Annotated in this window: 22 protein-coding genes; 11 read left to right on the top strand and 11 right to left on the bottom strand. The window is 37.8% G+C overall.

Annotated elements, in window-relative coordinates; all coding sequences use genetic code 11:
* The first annotated feature begins 2 nt into the window (after window positions 1-2).
* Window positions 3-449, top strand: coding sequence for a DUF3290 domain-containing protein (locus tag FC81_RS00270; RefSeq protein ID WP_057741768.1), 447 nt, complete (start codon window positions 3-5; stop codon window positions 447-449).
* 8 nt (window positions 450-457) lie between these two features.
* Window positions 458-1,096: a DUF421 domain-containing protein gene (locus FC81_RS00265; RefSeq protein WP_057741765.1), complete on the top strand. Its 639-nt coding sequence runs from the start codon at window positions 458-460 to the stop codon at window positions 1,094-1,096.
* A 13-nt stretch (window positions 1,097-1,109) separates the two neighbouring features.
* Here the strand turns inward: FC81_RS00265 and FC81_RS00260 are convergent, their stop codons facing one another.
* The 3 genes from FC81_RS00260 to FC81_RS00250 form a co-directional block, all read right to left on the bottom strand.
* On the bottom strand, window positions 1,110-1,880 hold the full coding sequence (locus FC81_RS00260) for a homoserine O-acetyltransferase/O-succinyltransferase family protein (RefSeq protein WP_057741762.1): 771 nt from the start codon (window positions 1,878-1,880) through the stop codon (window positions 1,110-1,112).
* Between the two features lie 453 nt (window positions 1,881-2,333).
* Window positions 2,334-3,560 carry an arginine deiminase gene (gene arcA / locus FC81_RS00255; RefSeq protein ID WP_057741760.1) on the bottom strand — a complete coding sequence of 409 codons (1,227 nt, stop codon included), beginning with the start codon at window positions 3,558-3,560 and terminating at the stop codon, window positions 2,334-2,336.
* A 31-nt stretch (window positions 3,561-3,591) separates the two neighbouring features.
* Complete coding sequence (locus FC81_RS00250) at window positions 3,592-4,728, bottom strand: ABC transporter ATP-binding protein (protein ID WP_057741757.1); 1,137 nt, start codon at window positions 4,726-4,728, stop codon at window positions 3,592-3,594.
* Between the two features lie 129 nt (window positions 4,729-4,857).
* On the opposite strand from FC81_RS00250, the gene FC81_RS00245 reads away from it, so the two are divergent.
* The 8 genes from FC81_RS00245 to FC81_RS00210 all read left to right on the top strand — a co-directional run bounded on the left by FC81_RS00245 (window position 4,858) and on the right by FC81_RS00210 (window position 13,217).
* Window positions 4,858-6,156: an ABC transporter substrate-binding protein gene (locus FC81_RS00245; RefSeq protein ID WP_057741754.1), complete on the top strand. Its 1,299-nt coding sequence runs from the start codon at window positions 4,858-4,860 to the stop codon at window positions 6,154-6,156.
* 5 nt (window positions 6,157-6,161) lie between these two features.
* Entirely contained in the window at window positions 6,162-7,016 is an 855-nt protein-coding gene (locus FC81_RS00240) for a carbohydrate ABC transporter permease (protein WP_057741751.1), read from the top strand.
* Between the two features lie 4 nt (window positions 7,017-7,020).
* Window positions 7,021-7,839, top strand: coding sequence for a carbohydrate ABC transporter permease (locus tag FC81_RS00235; RefSeq protein ID WP_201781893.1), 819 nt, complete (start codon window positions 7,021-7,023; stop codon window positions 7,837-7,839).
* A gap of 42 nt (window positions 7,840-7,881) precedes the next feature.
* Window positions 7,882-9,246 (top strand): MATE family efflux transporter, encoded by a 1,365-nt coding sequence (locus FC81_RS00230; RefSeq protein WP_083478706.1) that lies wholly within the window; start codon window positions 7,882-7,884, stop codon window positions 9,244-9,246.
* Between the two features lie 80 nt (window positions 9,247-9,326).
* On the top strand, window positions 9,327-9,752 hold the full coding sequence (locus FC81_RS00225; RefSeq protein WP_057741741.1) for an iron chaperone: 426 nt from the start codon (window positions 9,327-9,329) through the stop codon (window positions 9,750-9,752).
* A gap of 219 nt (window positions 9,753-9,971) precedes the next feature.
* Window positions 9,972-10,895 (top strand): ABC transporter ATP-binding protein, encoded by a 924-nt coding sequence (locus FC81_RS00220; protein WP_057741738.1) that lies wholly within the window; start codon window positions 9,972-9,974, stop codon window positions 10,893-10,895.
* Complete coding sequence (locus FC81_RS00215; protein ID WP_057741735.1) at window positions 10,888-12,504, top strand: ABC transporter permease; 1,617 nt, start codon at window positions 10,888-10,890, stop codon at window positions 12,502-12,504. Before FC81_RS00220 ends, FC81_RS00215 begins: the two co-directional genes overlap by 8 nt.
* Window positions 12,505-12,569: 65 nt before the next feature.
* Window positions 12,570-13,217, top strand: coding sequence for a TetR/AcrR family transcriptional regulator (locus FC81_RS00210; RefSeq protein ID WP_057741732.1), 648 nt, complete (start codon window positions 12,570-12,572; stop codon window positions 13,215-13,217).
* 108 nt (window positions 13,218-13,325) lie between these two features.
* On the opposite strand, the gene FC81_RS00205 is transcribed toward FC81_RS00210, so the two are convergent.
* From FC81_RS00205 to FC81_RS00185, 5 genes are all read right to left on the bottom strand, one after another.
* Window positions 13,326-13,562, bottom strand: coding sequence for a PspC domain-containing protein (locus FC81_RS00205; RefSeq protein WP_057741729.1), 237 nt, complete (start codon window positions 13,560-13,562; stop codon window positions 13,326-13,328).
* 16 nt (window positions 13,563-13,578) lie between these two features.
* On the bottom strand, window positions 13,579-14,523 hold the full coding sequence (locus tag FC81_RS00200; protein WP_057741726.1) for a DUF4097 family beta strand repeat-containing protein: 945 nt from the start codon (window positions 14,521-14,523) through the stop codon (window positions 13,579-13,581).
* Window positions 14,523-15,140, bottom strand: coding sequence for a DUF1700 domain-containing protein (locus FC81_RS00195; RefSeq protein ID WP_057741723.1), 618 nt, complete (start codon window positions 15,138-15,140; stop codon window positions 14,523-14,525). The genes FC81_RS00200 and FC81_RS00195 overlap by 1 nt, the downstream gene beginning before the upstream one ends.
* Complete coding sequence (locus tag FC81_RS00190) at window positions 15,140-15,463, bottom strand: PadR family transcriptional regulator (RefSeq protein ID WP_057741721.1); 324 nt, start codon at window positions 15,461-15,463, stop codon at window positions 15,140-15,142. Before FC81_RS00190 ends, FC81_RS00195 begins: the two co-directional genes overlap by 1 nt.
* A gap of 645 nt (window positions 15,464-16,108) precedes the next feature.
* Complete coding sequence (locus FC81_RS00185) at window positions 16,109-16,522, bottom strand: OsmC family protein (RefSeq protein ID WP_057741718.1); 414 nt, start codon at window positions 16,520-16,522, stop codon at window positions 16,109-16,111.
* A gap of 170 nt (window positions 16,523-16,692) precedes the next feature.
* Between FC81_RS00185 and FC81_RS00180 the strand changes: the two genes are divergently transcribed.
* A complete protein-coding gene (locus FC81_RS00180) occupies window positions 16,693-17,187 on the top strand; it encodes a ferritin (protein ID WP_057741716.1) in 495 nt (164 codons plus the stop codon).
* Between the two features lie 75 nt (window positions 17,188-17,262).
* Here the strand turns inward: FC81_RS00180 and FC81_RS00175 are convergent, their stop codons facing one another.
* Genes FC81_RS00175 through FC81_RS00165 form a run of 3 tightly spaced genes read right to left on the bottom strand, consistent with a single transcriptional unit; the run spans window position 17,263 to window position 19,496 of the window.
* Entirely contained in the window at window positions 17,263-17,916 is a 654-nt protein-coding gene (locus FC81_RS00175) for an ABC transporter permease (protein WP_057741714.1), read from the bottom strand.
* On the bottom strand, window positions 17,909-18,853 hold the full coding sequence (locus FC81_RS00170; protein WP_057741712.1) for an osmoprotectant ABC transporter substrate-binding protein: 945 nt from the start codon (window positions 18,851-18,853) through the stop codon (window positions 17,909-17,911). The genes FC81_RS00175 and FC81_RS00170 overlap by 8 nt, the downstream gene beginning before the upstream one ends.
* Window positions 18,854-18,866: 13 nt before the next feature.
* Window positions 18,867-19,496 carry an ABC transporter permease gene (locus FC81_RS00165; protein WP_057741709.1) on the bottom strand — a complete coding sequence of 210 codons (630 nt, stop codon included), beginning with the start codon at window positions 19,494-19,496 and terminating at the stop codon, window positions 18,867-18,869.

The following is a 19,496-nucleotide window of genomic DNA, read 5'->3' as shown; positions in this document are numbered from 1 at the left end:
CTATGACTTTTTTTGGCATAACCTATATTGAAAAACAGCTTCAACTAAATGATTTTATCAAATATGGTATAACTTTCGGCTTACTTCTTACGCTACTGATTGTCAGTGTTTTGTATTGGCGACACCGTATTCAAACTAAGTATCGAGATCTGAGTATCATTATTTTACTACTTCTATTATTCATGTTGGGATTACAGTACTCAGATTATGTCCAGAGTGAAAGCCGCCACTCTCAGTCTTCCCAGATGATTACTTTCATTGAGAATCTTGCGGCAGATAAACAGCTAGCGCCTTCAGCTATCTCAGTAAATTCAACTCAATTAACCGATGGCGTTATTGTAAGAATCAAACATTCGTACTACCGGGTTAATCTTAGCCTTGACCAATCAAATTACACATTGACTAAAACACATCTGTTAGATGAAAAAATATCAATACAACATAATTAGGAGGAGTAATGGAATTATACAGTCCAATCATCATTAAATTCACCTTGGGTATCTTATGCTTGATTTTACAGATTAATCTACTTGGGAAAGGAAACCTTGCACCAATTACTGCGATGGATCAAGTCCAAAATTATGTTCTTGGTGGGATCATCGGTGGTGTTATCTATAATAATGATATTACTATTTTACAATTCATCATGGTTCTTCTAATCTGGACACTACTTGTCTTAAGTTTGAAATTTCTTAAAGAACACAACCGTTATATCAAAAATATTATTGACGGTCGGCCTAAAGTTCTCATCAAAAATGGTCAAGTTGATGTTAATCAGTGCTTACGTTGCGGTGTCTCCGCCAGTGAATTAATGTTTCGCTTAAGAGCACACGGTATTTATGAAGTAAGTAAAGTCAAGAGCGGCTTGCTTGAACAAAACGGCCAGCTTGTTGTAATTGAGTATGGCGATGAGAATATCCGTTATCCGATTATCGTGGATGGTCAACCCAATATTGATGTACTTGAGTTAATTGATAAAAATGTCGACTGGTTACGCGCAGAAATACAGAAAAAAGGCTTTAAAGACATTAATGACATTTACTTAGGAGAATATCTTGCCAGCCGCTTACACCTGACACCATATAAAAAAAATTAGTTTTTCTACTTTATCATAATGTCCCCAGCCAGTTTTGAAAAAGCTGCTGACTATAACCAGACCATGTATTTATTACCTTATTACCGCAACCAGTATAATAATTTACTGGTTGTTTTATTTTTCGCTTCTTACTAAGATCGCGTTGGTACTCTTGATCCAAGGTTTGCGTTTCATATTCTGGATGACCAGTTATAAAAGTGAATTGTCGGTCTTTCGTTTCAATAATAGTTGGACCCGCAATGGATGAATTAGCAATTATATTAAACTTTTCAGGTTTTAGGTCTTTAGCTTCATTTGTCGAGTATCTTGAAAAGGGCATGCAGATATTATCATCCATTCCTTGCAATAAGACATGTTGCGTAGTATACGTTGTTAATTCATAGATGCCAAATAGCTTCTCCTTACAAACTCTCTTAGGAACTTTAGCGATACAATACATACCTGCCTGTGCCGCCCAACAAAGTAATAATGCCTTTTTACAATGTTTCTTAGTCCACTCAATTAACTGCTTAAACTCCACCCAATAATCAACCTCTGTAAAAGGAATATGTTCAATCGGTGCACCTGTAACAATTAGGCCATCATAATAATCAAACTTAATTTCTTTGAAACTACGATAACGTTCTTTAACACTTTGAGGCTGTATTGATTTAAAATGATGTGTTCCGAGATAGATATATGTTTTTTCAAGGTTTTCATTATTATTTTTGAAAACATAGTTCAATTGTTTCTCTGTCTCTAATTTATTTGGCATTAAATTTAAAATCAGTAATTTCTGTTTCATTCTTAAATCCCCCTTAACAAAAATAGATTTTATACTAAAAAAGTCCCTTCTGTGCCAATGGACACAGAAGGGACGAATGGAATTCGCGTTACCACCCCAAATTTAAATTGCTTCAAACAAGCAATAACTTCCTCAGTACTCACATCTATCAATGAGACATACTTAGCACTCTATCGGTTGCAACCCGGTCATTGAGCACGCATGCACCCACCAACAGCTCAGAGACCATCTTTAACCGCTCTTCATGATCTGCCCTCACACTATCAGCAGTCGCTTCTATCCTACTAACCGGTTTACTCTTCTCTTCAACGCAAAAATTATCTTGATTAAAATCATATGATAATAAAATTAAAAAGTCAACATTTTTATACTATAGAAGTTTGTGCTAACCTAGTTGAAGAAAGCGTTTGTTAGATACTCACATCTATTTGACGATACTACGCAGCTTAGCTCTTATATTTTCTCACGTAAGAGTGGCAACGACATGCAACGTGGGCCACCACGACCACGAGATAACTCACTGGACGAGATCTCATGAACCTTTATCCCATGTTTACGCAGAAGATCGTTCGAGATATAGTTTCGATTATACGTAACAACCTCACCTGGCGCAATCGTTAATGTATTGCTCCCGTCATTCCATTGCTCACGTGGAGCAGCTATCTCATCTCCAGCACCTGTATATATCAGGTCAAGCTCATCTAATTGTAAAGTATCTTTTAAAACACGTTCAAGACTAGAATATTTCAGATATTCAATCCCAGCATCAGCTGGATGTAAGACCCAAATATCCATCTCCTGATTTTTTTGCATAATATCAGGATATACCGTAAATTGATCATAATTTACCATTGTAAATACAGTATCCAAATGCATCATCGCGTGGTTGCACGGAATCTTAAGCGCAATGACAGTATCATAGCCTGAATTGTTTTTAAACAATTTATCTGCCAGTGCTTCGATTGCTTCCGCAGAAGTTCTTTGGGAAATGCCAACTGCCACCACGTGTTCGTTAAGCACCAGCACATCCCCACCTTCAATCCGCGTCTGACTATTTCTTTGATGCCAATAGGGAATTTTATCCTGTGCAAAAAATGGATGCTGTTTTAAAATATACTCAATAAAAAGTGTTTCGCGTTGTCTTGCCCTAAAAGTCATCTTACTAATACTTGCTCCTTTGCCAATAATTGCTGCTAGGTCACGGGTAAAATATAAGTTAGGCATCGGAGCCATGATGAACGGATTATCATCAACTTCCGGAAAACTCCGTAGATTTCTTAATTCATCGCCAAGCAGACCTTTCCGTATCCCAGCCATGAGTTCTGTAATCATTTTTCTTGGCTCTAAACTATTTAAGTATGTTTTTAAAGCTGTATGTGTTAGATTATCTGCAAAACCTGAAGCAGTAATAATCTCTTCTAAGAAATTACTTTTTATCGTTTTGTTCTTTAAAATATCTGTCATCAAGTCATCCAAATATAAAACATGAGTTCCATTTTGGCGTAAAATTGCCGCAAATTCCTCATGTTCTTTTTGAGCCTCAGGCAAATATGGAATATCGTCAAAAAGTAAGCCATGCATTGTTACTGGTGTAATATTCTCAATTTCTTTTCCTGGCTGTTTCAATAAGACTACTTTTAATTTACCAATTTCAGATTTTATTTCAATTTTGAGATCCATCTAACTAATCTTCCTTCCCACTGTACTGCCTTTACCTTTCTGCAACATCCCTTAAATTTAAACCAGTTTGTTCATCAAAAAAATAAATGTCTTGTGCTTTAACATCGATCCACAGCTTCTTCACATTGCTTTCATCCGCAATTTTTTCAACTGTCTCCACGACAATGTTAGTCCCACCGTCTGTTTTTAAATAGACTAAGGTGTGCGAACCCATATACTCAGCCAGTGTCTTTTCTGCTTCAAAGGAAAAATATTTATCTTTCGTCTGCTTCCCTGGTAACCGTTTTGAAACTGCTACTTGAGCAGCCTTTTCTGGACGAAAGCCTAAGACGATCTTCCTAGAATTATCTGGCAGTAGTGCTTGATCTATAATCCCGTTAAGATTATATCTCTGGCTTCCAGTGCTAAAGATTCCTTTCGAATCCAAAGTCCCCCGCAAAATATTCATACTTGGTGAACCGATAAAACGTGCAACAAAAAGATTACGTGGTTGGTCATAAAGTTGGTTTGGACTTCCATATTGCTGGACAACTCCATCCCGCATTAATAGAATTTTATCAGACATCGCCATTGCTTCTGCTTGATCATGGGTCACATAGATCGTGACTGTTTTTAGCTGCTGGTGCATCACAATAATATCTTGCCGCGTTGAGACCCTTAGTTTTGCATCTAAGTTTGAGAGTGGCTCGTCCATCAGAAAGATCTTAGGATCACGGACCAGCGCACGTCCCAATGCAACTCGCTGTCTTTGCCCGCCAGATAGCTGGGCTGGCTTCCGTTTTAAAAAATCAGACAACCCTAATCTCGCGGCTGCTTCTTTTACTTTTGTATCAATAGTTTCTTTGGATAATTTACTAAGTTTCAGGTTAAAAGCTATATTGTTATAAACTGTCATATGCGGATATAGTGCATAATCTTGGAAGACCATCGCGATCCGTCTTTTTTGTGGTGGAATATTATCAAATCTTTTACCATCAATCAGGATCTTCCCACGAGTTATTTTCTCTAATCCTGCAAAGCACCGCAGTAAGGTTGATTTTCCGCATCCTGACGGGCCAATAATCGAGATAAATTCTTCATTATCAATTGCAAGATTAATATCTTTTAATGTATCCTCATCTGCATTTTCATATCTCTTATACAGGTGCTCTATCTGAACTTTACTCACCATGGCGGCCTCCTTATGTGTATCCTTTGATTTTATCTATCTCCTGTTTCATAATAACACTATAAGATTATGATAAGAATTATAATGATTCGTTGACTTTGACAGCAAGTAAGAATAGGAGGCGGTGTAATGTTTCTCAAAAAACGCAAGTTCAGTGCAATCCTCTTTGTACTGAGCTTACTATTATTTGTGACAGCGGGCTGTACCTCTAAATCTCAGCCTAGTAATAGTAGCAAAATCACGCTCAACTTCTTCAATCAGAAACCAGAAATCAGCAGTCAATATCAGAAACTGGCACGAATATACACTAAGGAACAACCTAACGTCTCTATTCAAATAACAACCTCAGGTCAAGGTGGTGGTGCTGCCGCACTTCAAGCCAAATTTGCTTCTGGTGAAGCCCCAGATATTATCATGCTTGGCGGTCTACCTGAAATCGATCGCTACAAAAATCACTTAGTCAGCTTGCAAGGCCTACCGGCAACTAAAATGATCCTTCCTAGCTTGCGTAGCGGTGGAGTCTCAGACGGTCGTCTTGTCGGTTTACCTGTTGATCTTGAAGCTTATGGCTGGTCTTATAATAAAGAGGTTTTTGCTCGTGCCGGGGTTGATGCTTCAGCTATTCATAATTACTCCGATTTCGTGAAAGCGGTTAAAAAGATTGATTCACAAAAAGCTAAACTTGGTTTAAACGGTGTCTTCGGCTTTAACGGCGCTGATACCAATTCAATCGCCTCTGTCTCAGCACAGTTTACTTCACAAGCCTATGACAATGATCAAGTTAAGGCCTTCAAAAGTACAAAGTTTCCTTGGAAATATGGTTCGCAAATGCATAATTATTACACCTTAATCAGAAACTACAGTGTCCAACCAATCCTATCCGTTAAATATGATCCTTCTGTCCAAGATCTTTTCTACAACGGCAAGGTAGCTATGATCCCCCAAGGAAACTGGATCGTCCCGACACTTGATGGTATTGAAAAAGGCTTTGTTCAAAAAAAGTTAGGCATGTTGCCATTCTTCGTTAGAAATGATGGCTCTGATCGCCTTCTTACTGGTTCATCTTGGTATCTTGGTGTTACTAATGATCATCCTAAACGTGAAAAAGCCGCAAAAGATTTTGTTAATTGGATGTTTACATCCAGAAAAGCTGAAAATGTCATTATTAATGAAATGCGCTTTGTTCCTGCAACTAAGAACTTTGATGTTTCACGGTTACCCGATGATCTATCTAAAGATATCTACCGGATCGGTTCTTCTAAAAAAGCACGTGCTCCCATTCATAAACAGTATCCTAATGGTTTTGCCACTCAGGTCCTTGGACCATATATTCAGCGTTACTTCGTTAATGATATTTCATGGACCGAATTAGAAAAGGTAATAACAACTAAGTACCAACAGTTGCGTGACATTCAAAGTGGGGAGTGAAACGAATGCTTATAAAAAAACATCAGTACTGGGCCTTTGTCCTACCGGCTTTACTTTTTATCATTTTAATCATTGCTCTGCCGTTTTTAATTGGTATTTATTATTCATTTACTGATTCAAATGGCTTAAATTCTTCTTTCATTGGTCTCAAAAACTATCAAATCCTCTTTCGTGATACGATCTTCCTGCAAAGCTTATGGTTGACCGTTAAATTCTCAGTCGTCTCAGTCCTCTTAATAAACCTGATTGGTCTAGCTTTTGCTTTGATCGTTACTAGTTCAGACAATCGTTTTAACAAGGCACTGCGGACAATCTTCTTTATGCCTAACCTGATTGGAGGTATTTTACTAGGTTTTATCTGGCAATTTATTTTTACCTCAGCCTTCAAAGCTCTTGGCGGCAGTTTGAATTTAGATTTTTTTAACGGTTGGCTCAGTGACCCCGCTACAGGTTTCTGGGGGATCGTTATCTTATTCGTCTGGCAAATGAGTGGTTATATTATGTTGATTTACGTTTCCTTTTTAAATTCAATCCCGCAAAATACAATTCAAGCAGCCCGACTTGATGGGGCCGAACGATGGCAGATCCTAATGTTCATCAAACTCCCACAACTTGCTCCTGCCTTCACCATTAGTTTATTCTTGACCTTGGCTAATTCATTCAAACTTTATGAGCAAAACCTTGCTTTAACTAACGGGGGACCATATCGTTCCACTGAGATGATCTCTATGTATATTTACAATACAGCTTTTGTTAACTTTCAACAGGGTTATGCCCAGGCTGCTGGAATTATTCTCTTTTTCTGTGTAACTTTAGTCTCATTCTTACAATTAGCACTTTCAAGACGGGGGGAGCGATAATATGCTGCAGAAAAGAAGTCGTAAATTCATTAGTTTAACTATTTTCAGCATCATTGGTTTATTTTGGGTATACCCCTTTGTCATCGTCGTTATTAATTCAATGAAAGGTAAACGCGGTGTTTTCCAAAATCCACTTTGGTTTACCAAGGATTTTTCATTAAATAACTTCAAAACAGCTTTTCAAGCTTTAGACTTTGCTCATAGCTTCTTTAATTCTCTTATCATCACATTAGGAAGCGTAGCGCTAATTACAGTGGTCTCTGCTGCTGCGGCGTATGCTATCTCACGTGTGAAAGGACCATTCAGTTCTATCATCTACTACATCTGCGCTGGAACAATGCTTATCCCTTTTCAATCTATTATGATCCCGCTTTTATCGCTTTTTGGAAAAGTTGATTTTTTAAATAGGACTAGTCTAATTATTATGAATACTGGCTTGTCTGTTAGTTTATCCATTATTCTTTATTATGGAGCCTTTCAGGGTGTTTCAAAAAGTTTGGATGAAGCCGCTGCCCTAGATGGAGCCTACCCTTTAAAGACATTTGTATTCGTCATCTTCCCAGCAGTTAGTCCAATGACAGGCACGGTAATCATTCTTAATGCAATGAAGATCTGGAATGATTACCTCCTGCCATCCCTTGTCGTTAATAAAGACGGAATGTACACAATTCCACTTAAAATGTATTCCTTTTTCGGCGAAACTAACAGTGAATGGCAACTCGCATTAGCCGGTTTGGTTTTATCCATGATCCCAATTATCGTTTTATTCCTTTTACTACAAAAACAAGTTATGACTAGTGTGACTGAAGGTGCAATTAAATAAGATCTTTACCTTAGCTACTTATTACATCTTTTATAGGAGGAGATAGCAATTTTAACTAGCGGCAAGCCTTGGAAAGTTATTCTAAATTTTGGCTGGCCAATTCTACTAAGCGGCTTATTACAGCAGCTCTACAATTTTTCTGACATCATGATCGTTGGACAACTGATGGGAGCAAATGCTGTGGCCGCAATTGGGAGTACTGCCAGCTTAGTCGGTTTTATTCTCGGATTTGCACAAGGCATGACAGCAGGGATGGGTTTGTTGTTAGCTAATTCTTTTGGTGCGCACAATCCACAGCAAGTAAATCGACGTTTTAGTCTCAGTGCTGTTATCGCCTTATTCGTAGCTTTCATTCTGATGTTAGTCGGTGTTTTATTAGCTGGTGAAATTCTAGTTCTATTAGGTACTCCAACAACTATTCTTACAGCCGCGCAAACTTATATCCAGATTATTTTTGCTGGGATTCCAATTTCAATGGCGTTTAATTTCTTATCGAATATGCTGCGGTCAATTGGTAATAGTCGCACTCCATTGCTTTTTCTTGGAATTTCAAGCATCGCCAATATTATTTTTAACTTTATCTTTATCCTAGTCTTTCACTGGGGAATCGCCGGTTCTGCTTTGGCAACTGTCGCAGCTCAATTTATTTCAGTTGCCCTTTGTTTTTGGTACATTTATCGTAATGTTCCTCTACTTTACTGGCATAAACCCCTAAACATTAAGTTTAAGGAAATTAACATCCAACTTGCTTCTGGAATTCCCATGGGACTCCAATTTTCCATCATTGCAATCGGAGCCATCTTAGTCCAACGTTCACTAAACCAATTAGGCACAGATGCTATCGCAGCTTTCTCAGTTGCTTCAAAAATTGATCAGGTTTCAATGCTGCCGATGTCCGCGTTAGGTACTGCTCTTGGCACTTATGTTGCTCAAAATGCAGGTGGTCAAAAATATCAGCGTGTCTTAGCGGGAATTAAACAGACCTTTGTTCTTTCCGTACTAATGAGTATCGTTATTACTTTAATGATCTTGTTGAGCAGCCGTCAATTAACTTATCTTTTTATCTCTAACCCTAAAGAAATGTTATTATCATTGACACAGACTTACTTTAGACTAGTCACACCTTGGTATCTGTTGCTTTCAGGACTCTTTATTTTACGATTTACCCTGCAGGGGTTAAATTATAACTTTCTCCCTATGTTAGCTGGAGTAATTGAGTTACTAATGCGTGCTCTTGCAGCCATCTTTCTAGTCAGCATTTGGGGGTTCGTTGGGATCGCTCTTTCAGCTCCGCTTGCTTGGTTAGGCGGTAGTATAACATTGCTTTATCGCTTCTGGAAAGCCATTAGGCGAGTCCAGCAATCCATCGCCTTGCAAGAACGCAGCCAAGGCTTACCTGATGAATAATCTTATTTCCAGTTAATATTTAATTTTTGGCTTACGATATCCGCCTGTATTAACTTAACGACAAAGAACGGAGTGAAATAATGACACAAAAAAGCTTTTCTGAATTTGAACGTGCCGCTATGAAAGAACGTGCCCAAGAATTACGCGCCGAAAGTAATAAAAAGAGAAATCCGGCTGCTGATTTATTAGAAAAAATTGCTGAGCTACCGTCAGATGAAGCTTTTATTGCTTCTAACTTGCATAAACTAGTCCACGAAGTCGCTCCTACCTTACAACCTAAAACATGGTATGGCATGCCTGCTTACGCTGATAATACGGGTCAGGTCGTTCTTTTTTTCCAAGCCGCATCTAAATTTAAAGAACGCTACAACACACTTGGCTTTAATGGTGTTGCTGCTTTGGATAGTGGTAAAATGTGGCCTACTGCTTATGCACTTACAGTTTGGGATGATGAGGTCAGCCACTTCATTCGTAAGCTCATTATCAAAGCTATTTCTAAAAATTAATTTTAGTATTTTTAAGAGGGTTGATCTACACGCACAAATTTAAAGATTAAAATTAACGATAGTCATCAAAGCTGAAGTAGAAATTATTTTTGCTTCAGCTTTTTCTTTTTTATATCTTAATAATGACTCACAAGTCATTGACCAGCTGGTCATTAAGTATTATACTTACACTATCAATTAACCGCGCTATATTTAACCCAAGAAAGGAGCTTCATTCTAATGTCTGAAACAGTTCTTAAAATTAATAACCTGCAAAAAAAGTTTGGTAAATTAGCCGTTTTAAAAAATATTACTTTTAGCATTCAACGAGGTGAGGTCTTTGGCTTTATTGGTCCTAACGGTTCAGGAAAGTCAACCACTATCCGTATTCTTCTAGGTATTTTACGTGCCAATGGCGGTAGTGCTACTATTTTTGGACAGGACGTATGGCAAAATGCAGTTAGTATCCACCGTAGAATTGCTTATGTACCCGGTGATATTTATCTTTGGCCTAACCTAACAGGTGGCGAAATTATTGATCTCTTCTTAAAACTGAACCAACAGAAACATTCAACTAAAACGGATGAATTAATTAAGCAGTTTCATCTTGATCCGACGAAAAAAGCACGCACTTATTCTAAAGGTAATCGTCAAAAGGTTGCTCTCATCGCTGCTTTTTCAACAACTGCTTCTTTTTATATTTTTGATGAGCCAACAAGTGGACTAGATCCACTGATGGAAGAAATTTTTCAAAAAAATGTCTTGGCTTTAAAAGAACAAGGCAAAAGTGTTTTGCTATCTAGCCATATTCTTTCTGAAGTTGAAAAGATGTGTGACCGTATCGGAATTATTCGTGACGGTCAAATTATTGAAACAGGAACATTAGAAGATATGCGGCACTTGACTCGTACAGCTATCACAGTGGAGATTCAAGAACCCTTAACTAATATTCAACATCTGCCTAGTGTGCATAATTTCACTCCTATTTTAACAGCTGATAAAACTAATAAAGTTAGTTTTACCGTTGATTCTGAGAATATAAATCAACTAATGGAGCAACTAGTTAAGCATAAAATTATCAGTCTACAAAGTACCCCGCCAACTTTAGAGGATCTCTTCTTGCGCTATTACAATCATCATGAAGGAGGAGGAGAACATGAGTGATAATCTTTTCAATCAATTAGGTTACCTCACACGAATTTACCTGCGACGTGATCGATTATGGATAGCCGGTTGGTTAGTTGCTATTGTCGGGTTAATCGCCGGAACAGCAGTTTCTTTTGATGGTATCTATGGTACACAATCCACCTTGGCTTCAATTGCAGCAACCCTTAAAACACCCGCGATGATTGCTTTGTTTGGGCCTTTTCTTGCTAAACCACCATATACACCGGCACTTATTTTTGTAAGTGAAATGATGGTCTTTATGGGCTTGTTCTTTGTCATAATGAATATTTATTTTGCGGTCAAGAACACTCGTGCAGATGAGGATAATGGCGTTACCGAAGTAATCAGAGCACATGCTGTTGGGAAACTAAGCCCACTAACAGCTGTTGTAATTGAACTTTTTTTGATTAATTTACTAAATGGGATTCTCATCGCTATCTCTTTATCCTTTTCAGGGATGACTGGAACTGACACTAATGGTAACTGGCTCTTAGGGTTAGGCTTTGCTGGCTTTGGCTTTATGTTCGGTATTCTTTCACTACTACTAGCACAACTGGCCAGCAATGCCCGTGGAGCGACTACTTTAAGCTATCTCGTATTGGGTGCTGCCTATATTGCTCGTATGTTGACAGATGTTCAAAACAAGAATTACACCTGGTTTACAGTCTTTGGATTGATTGAAAAGCTAGCTATTTACACCGCAAATAACTGGTTGCCCTTACTTTACATGGGACTCTTAACACTTTTCTTTCTTACAATTACAGTTTTTCTCAGCCTACAACGTGATATTGGTGCTGGCCTACTACCAGCAAGAGCTGGCCGGCGGCGTGCCTCATTTTTCCTGGCTAATCCACTCAGCCTTATTTTACGCCTAGAACGCACCAGCATTATTGTCTGGGTATGTGGAATGTTTATCTTAGGCATCAGCTATGGTTCTATTTTCAGTAATATTGGTGACTTGATAAAAACCAACCCTATTATCGCGGATTTAATGAGCTCTGATGCACTTAGGGATAGTAATCAAGCTCTAATCTTAAATTTTGCCGCTACTTTATCTGTAATTTTTGCTATCATTGCAACTATTCCTGCAATAATAATTATTTTAAAAATCAATAATGACGAGAAAAAAGGCTGGCTGGAACAGATTCATGCTAAAGGAATTTCTCGCTTAAATATTCTCAGTAGTTATACAGCAGCCGCTTTACTTTGCGAAACCTTGTGTCTTTTATTTGCTTTACTTGGGATGGGAATTGCTGGTATGGGTGCGCCTGACCCTGTTCCTTTGGTACGTTTTTTACGGGCCTTCGTGGGCTATCTTCCAGCACTTTATGTTGTCACTGGGATCAGTCTTTTTCTTACAGCATTCATCCCACATCTGCAAAATATCGCTTGGCTACTTCCAATCTATGGTATCTTCTCCTTATACTTTGGAGAACTTTTAAAACTACCGCAATGGGCTAAAAACTTAACGCCCTATGGTTGGGTCAATCGTGTTCCACTCGCAAAAGTTGAATGGAGCCATGGATTCTTAATGTTACTTTTAACATTAGGGCTGATCATGGTTAGTTACTTGGCCTATTCACGCAGAGACTTATCTGGAACTTAGTTTGCTTATAGCTATATGTATCTATTATAATCATTACTTAAAGACTAGTTTAAAGGATGGTTAAAATGGCAATTTCAAAAGATAGTCCTAAGGATCCGCTCAAAATAAAACGTATTATGAAAAATGCGTTGCTTATCTTTGCTCAAGAAGGCTATCGTGACACCAAAACAGATAAAATTGCACAGGCAGCTGAGGTTTCCAAGGGTACACTCTTTCGTTATTACCAAAATAAGGCTAATTTATACTTGGCAACTCTGCGTTACGCTATGGATCGCGTTGATAAAGCTGCCGATTATTCTGTATGGACAGGTGCGGATGACCTTGTTGAGATGATTATTCGAGCAACTAAATACAAGATCGAACTGCAACTAGCTTATCCTACTGAATTCAAGCTTTTATTACATGCATATGGTGCACCTAGCTCACTACCTGCTCAACTGCGAGCAGAAACCCAACAAATTTATGCCCAAAACACACAGAAAACATTCGAAACCTTAATTACGCCTGTACTTCAGAAGATGCCGCTGCGTAAAGATATCCCTCTTCCACTGATCAGAAAAGCGATTACTGCTCTTGTTGACCTCGTTCAGCAAGAAGCACAAGACTTTATCAGAAAACATCCAGATGCCGCCATCAGTGATTTAGAGGAAATCATTATGCATGCCCAAAGTTATATGAACATCCTGCAAGATGGATTTAGCGCACCCGAATAAATAATTCCAATCTGAAGGTGCCCCATAATTGTTAGTTTCTATGTCTAACAATTATGGGGCACCTTCAGATTTTGATTTAAACTCTTTACTCGAACTAACTTTTCATTTCTATTCCCTAAATTCACCCTCGATAATATCATCTTTATGTCCTGTATCGCCTTTTTCAGGCATAATTGCTGCCGCAATAGCATAGATCAGCAATCCTAAGATAAGGTTTCCCGGGAAGATAATTAATATCGCGCCTATAATACGTGTCCATGACTTGTCCAAGTTAAAGTATTCTGCCACACCACCAAAGACACCAGCTACAACTTTATCACTCGACTTAGTTAACTTTTTCTTCATAGCAAACCATCCTTTTCTATTTAACTTTATTATCACCATCAGTGGTTATTAACTTCAAAATATCTGTTGTTTTACTATTCCAAACCAAATCATTATTTGAATTACGATCATATAAATAATTTGTTCCATCTGATGTTATTAGGTGATAACCACCCACTTGCGCATCTCTAACAGTATTATCACCATCATTGTTATTAACACTGTATGTCCCTATAACACTGATCTGTTCTGCCTCAAAATCACCATCCTGCATTTTTAAACTACCGTCATTCAACCGCATCTCAGCGTAATTAACATCCCCATCTTGATTTTGGATTTTTAGCTGTTTGATTTCACCCTTTTTCATTGTTAGATCACCATCATTTTGCGATATCGTACCTGAACTCAAGTTAGTTTGATTAGCCGTTATCTCTCCATCTTGAGAAGCAAGCTGTACATTAGATGCGGTAACATTAGCTAATTTGATATCACCGTCAGCCACTGTTAATTTTAGTGTAGCTGCTTTTTGGTTATCTAAAGCGATCATTCCAGAATCCGAACGTACCTTAACAGTTTTTAAAGAAATATCTTGTGGGACAGTAATCGTTATTTGATCTGTATCTTCACTATCACCATTATAGTTGAAACCGAGATTAACTGCATTAAATTTACCTTCAGACTGTTTGATAATCAGTCTCTGATGCTCTGTACTTACACTTGGTTTATATCTATCCCGGCCTGTATACTCAACTGCATACTTATCGCCTTTTACAAGTTTGACTCCTGTTTCAGAAGTTCTAACATCAATGGTATTAAAGCTGCTGATGTCAGTATATTTTTTAGTTATCAGCTTACTCCGACTTATCTTTGGCTGCCAGTTATCAAAGGTGATATTTTGGGCTCCATTCATTCGTATTCCAATTCCCAATAATACAAGTCCAATCACAAGTACCAGCCAGCCCCATTTAAGCATCTTTGTCATCAAGCTTCAGACCTCCCCTGGCGCTTCCTAGAGAAACGCTGGTACAAATACCTTGCAAAGTTTGCTACTACCTGTAAGATAGCGCTACAAACCCAATAAAGCAGTGGCATGGCAATCATTAACCCGCCTAACGCGGCAATCCCACATCCGAGGTAAAAAATACCAACTGTAAACTCTGTGAATAGCATCAATAATCCTGTATAGAGACAGACTGCTGTTAGAATGACCAGTGTTAGTAACATAGCCACCACAATAATTATGGCGGTCAAGATCATACTCATGAGCAAGATCAAGAGTATGCCGCCAATCCCCAGTGTCATTGGGGCGGAAATTATTGCCAGAATTATAATCCAGATCATCTTTGAATTCGAACGCGGGGACCTTTTGATATTATGATGCCTTTGATCTTCATCGATTTTAATTGAATGGTCTGCTAGAATTTTACGACTTAACTGCTTAGCCGTCCCCAACTTGTTCTCAAGTTCTGTTTTTGTCTGTAAACCTGCATCTTCAACATATTCACTGTAAAAATCAATTACATCATTCGTCTCCTCAGCAGTCAGCGGGCTTAAATAACGTTCAAGTTCGACAAAATAAACTTTCTTATCCTCTTCCATTATCTGTCCTCCTCCGCTGCACCTGAGAAAACTTTGTCCAAGCTGTCTTTATAGTTGTTCCACATTGTCAGTACTCTTTTAAGATGTACTTGACCAGTAGCCGTAATTTTATAGTACCGTCGATTTCTTCCTTGGTAAGATTGGTCATATGTCGTTAAATATCCATTGTTACGCATTCTTCTCAACACTGGATACATTGTCGACTCAGAAATACTAATTGCTTTTTGCATATCTTGCGTTAAAGCGTAACCGTAATAATCCTTCTGGGCTAGCAGTGCCAATACCAATCCATCTAGCAAATCCGCTGTCACTTGAATTTTCATAGTATCCCTCCCATAAAGTATGATATGTGTTTCTATCATAGTTATTTACAGTAATATTATATAACATATAGTATTATATTTCAATAAATGCATAACTATTATTTAGAATAATTTATAAAACAACAAAAAAGACTACATTAAAATTTACTTTTAACCTAGTCTTTTGCTTGTTCCATATAAGTACGCTCTTCCACAAGCTGTCTTCTTTAGTTACAAAAACAGCCCTGCTGATCTCAAAAAATAGCTTCGTGACAATATACAAGTTATTAAGTTCTTCAATATTAGCTATTTGCTTCACTGCAACTTAGAAAAAATGATGTCTGATACTATTAAAGGATCTATGAAATATATTTTTCTCCTTAATTTCTTTACGGAATGTCACACATTCAATCAGTCCACCTAAAGAAATAGAAACCAACACCATTAAAACCACTAAGTATATTACCTGTTCATTTGAAATCAACATTGGTAGCCTCCCTATCCTGAAAATCATCTCCTCTTTTAAGGTACACCTAACTTTTTTGTTTTGCAAATCAAAACAGCTTTTTTTTAGAATTATTTTTTAACTTTATCTCTTTTCACTGATTAAATCGTTTTAATTAAGTACTCTACTAACTCAAAAATTCGTGCAGCTGTTATACCTAATTAGAATTCTTCTACTACCTCGATCGTATAATTATCATTACTACTCAATAACTTTGATACAGGACAATTTTGCTCCGCTAATTTTACAAATCTTTTGGCTGTTTCTAACTCAACACTGGGTATTCTAATCCGGGCTTTAACTAAAAACTCTAAGCCTTTGCTTCCCTTAACCATTAAAACCTTAACTCTTACTTCTGAAGTATGTTCAAGACCTTGTTCACGCTCTATTGCTTGCAAAGTGGCATTCATGCATGTACTCAAAGAGAGCCCCAAAAGTTGTTCTGGATTTGTTCCTTCTGCTTGGCCGCGTGGATTACTGATTGCAATCTTTAAACCATCTTTAATAAATGCATGACCATTAAGACCATCTTTATTTATTGCTTCTGTTTCATACAGTACTTTTTTCTCTACCATCATTACACCTCTTTCTTTATTTATCTAAAGTATATCGCGCAGTTTCTCCTTTTACATTGTAGAATGCTCATCAATAAGCAATTAAATATATATTCTCTTTTTCTCCACTTAAGCTCTGCTTTAATTTAAATGCCAATAATGCTAAAATGACAGCAGAAAGGTGGATAATTATGGAAGAAAAGATATATACATTGTTAAATGAACAAGTTAACAAAGAGTTCCAATCAGCTTATGTTTATTTGGATTTTTATAATTTCTTTGAAGAAAAGTCTTTGGACGGTTTTTCAAAATGGTATAAAGATCAGGCAAATGAAGAAATAAGCCACGCATGGAGATTTATCAACTATTTACATGATATGGATCAACAGGTCAAGTTAACTCCAATTGAACATAAATCGCAAAAATACAGTTCTGTTAAAGAAGTCCTTGAAGGTGGACTGCACCATGAACAATATATTAGTGGATGTATCCGTGATATTTACAGCCAAGCTAATGAAACTAAAGACTTCGAAACTATGAACTTTTTAAACTATTTTCTTTCTGAACAAATTGAAGAAGAAGTTAACGCACGTAATCTTATTGCAAAGTATGATTTTGTTGGTGAAAGCGGCGTTCTAGGGATGAACGGTATCTTGCAAAATAGTAGTGATCATCAGGCTCAATAAACTTGCTTAGCAATTAAAAAGGACTAAAGTCAAAAATATTTTGGCTTTAGTCCTTTTTAAGTTATACCATCAGTCTCATGCTTTTTTAGGTTCAAGTCTTCTTTGTAAAAAACCTAAAACTAAATCTGAAACAATTGCCATTAGTGCGGTTGGCAGAGCTCCAGCTAAAATAATTGCACCACCGCCTGTTGCGTTGGTTCCGCGAACAATTATATCACCTAACCCGCCAGCTCCAACAAAGGCCCCAATCGCGGTAATACCGATCGCCACAACTAAAGCATTCCTGATTCCTGCCATAATAACAGACAATGCTAGTGGGAGCTCAACCATATAAAGGATCTGGAAACTGGTCATTCCCATTCCTTTACCAGAATCAAGGATCGTCTTATCAACACTAGTCATGCCAGTATACGTATTCTTAAGAATTGGCAATAGTGAATATAAGAAAACAGTAAAAATAACAGTATTCACACCTAACCCTAATCCCAACATAACGATTGACAACATCGCTAAGGAAGGTACAGTTTGAATGACATTAGCAGCACCGATCACAACTGCACTCAGACGACGTCTGCGGGCAATTAAGATCCCCACTGGAATACCAACGATCGCAGCAATTAAAACACCATAGATCGAGATTAAAAAATGGCGGGTAAATTGGCTTAAAACGTATGAGCCATTATTAGCTAGATAATACCAAAACTGTTCCCACGTGCTCAAATTAGTCATTCTTGTCACTTCCTTTAAAGTACTGATGTTTCGCCAAGAATTGTTGCGCCACAACTGCAGGTTCGAGTAAATCATTATCGACCTGATAGTTTAATGACTGCATTGTTTTTAAATCGATCTTCCCATCTAAGCGGTGTAAAAGTGGTGCTAGTTTTGGGTACTTTTTCAATAAACTATCATTAACCACCAGTGAACAATCATACGGTGGGAAGAAACGCTTATCATCTTTTAATAGTTTTAATTTATAACTTTTAATTCGTCCATCAGTGGAATACCCCAATACAGCCTGCATCTTTCCCGCCTCAACTGCATCATAAACCAAACCTATCTGCATTGGATAAACTCTTTGAAAGTTAAACCCATAAGTTTCAGAGAAGTCTTTGTACCCATCACCCGGACGGTTCATCCATGAACTATCGACCCCTGCATTCATCTCAGCTGCATACTTTCCTAAATCTGAAATTGTTTTAATATTCTTTTCCTTAGCCGTTTCTTGGGTCACCATAAAAGCGTATGTGTCTGCAAATCCATAAGTTGGAAACCAAGTTTGGTTGTATCTCTTTTTAAATTCCCTTTTTACAATCTGTGTCGCTTTTTGTGGATCCTTAACTACCGGCAGTTGCAAGGTCCCTGTTATATCAGTTCCTGTATAACGCGTCGCGGAGATATCTGCATCACCACGAATCATTGCTTGATGTGCCACAGTAGCTGAACCCAGATTGCTAATCAAAGCTGTTTTGTATCCTAACTCGTGGTTGATCAACTCAGCCAAAATATTAGCCATAATTTGTGATTCCGTTGAACTTTGTGATGCTATTCTAATTGCATCTTCTCCAGATCCACTAACACCAGGGAACGAACAGCCCGTCAAAAGGAACAGAGTACCGCCTAAAAACAACACTAATCTTACTAAAACTTTTTTAGTTAGTTTAAGCATTCATCCTTCCTCCTTACGATCTTAGGCTAACAGGTGTCAGCCATTTTTCTAATCGGCCCAATAAATAATCTGCAAGGAGAGCTAAAAGTGTTACAGGAATCGTCCCACCAATAATCAGATCTGGCTGAAATAAGTTTAAACCATTAAAAATCAGGTCGCCTAGTCCACCAGCTCCAATATAAGAGGCTAACGTTGCCCATGCAATAACGTAGACAGCTGATAACCTAATCCCTGCCATAATAACAGGAATCGCCATTGGAATCTCTACTTTTAAAACTGACTGTAGAGGTGTCATCCCCATTCCCTTAGCACTGTCCTTGAGAATTGGATCGACATCCTCCATTCCAATATAAGTATTCCGTAAAATTGGTAAAAGTGAATAAATAAAAAGTGCGATAATCGCTGGAATTTTTCCGATCCCGAAAATGGGGATCATTAATGCTAATAATGCTAGTGACGGTACGGTCTGCAGCATGCTTGCAATCCCAATCACAACTTTAGCAGTTTTCCCAAAGCGAGTCAGTATAACACCTAGCGGAACTGCGATTGTAATCCCTAGTGCTAGAGCTATACCCGAAATATAAAGTTGTTCCCATGTTTTAGTTACTAATTCACTGCCATGCTGATTTAAGAAATCAATCAT

This window comes from Liquorilactobacillus capillatus DSM 19910 (assembly GCF_001434915.1).
In the GTDB taxonomy this organism is placed as follows: domain Bacteria; phylum Bacillota; class Bacilli; order Lactobacillales; family Lactobacillaceae; genus Liquorilactobacillus; species Liquorilactobacillus capillatus.
Note: the sequence above shows the minus strand (reverse complement) of the source record. Positions and strands in the feature narration are given on the sequence as shown.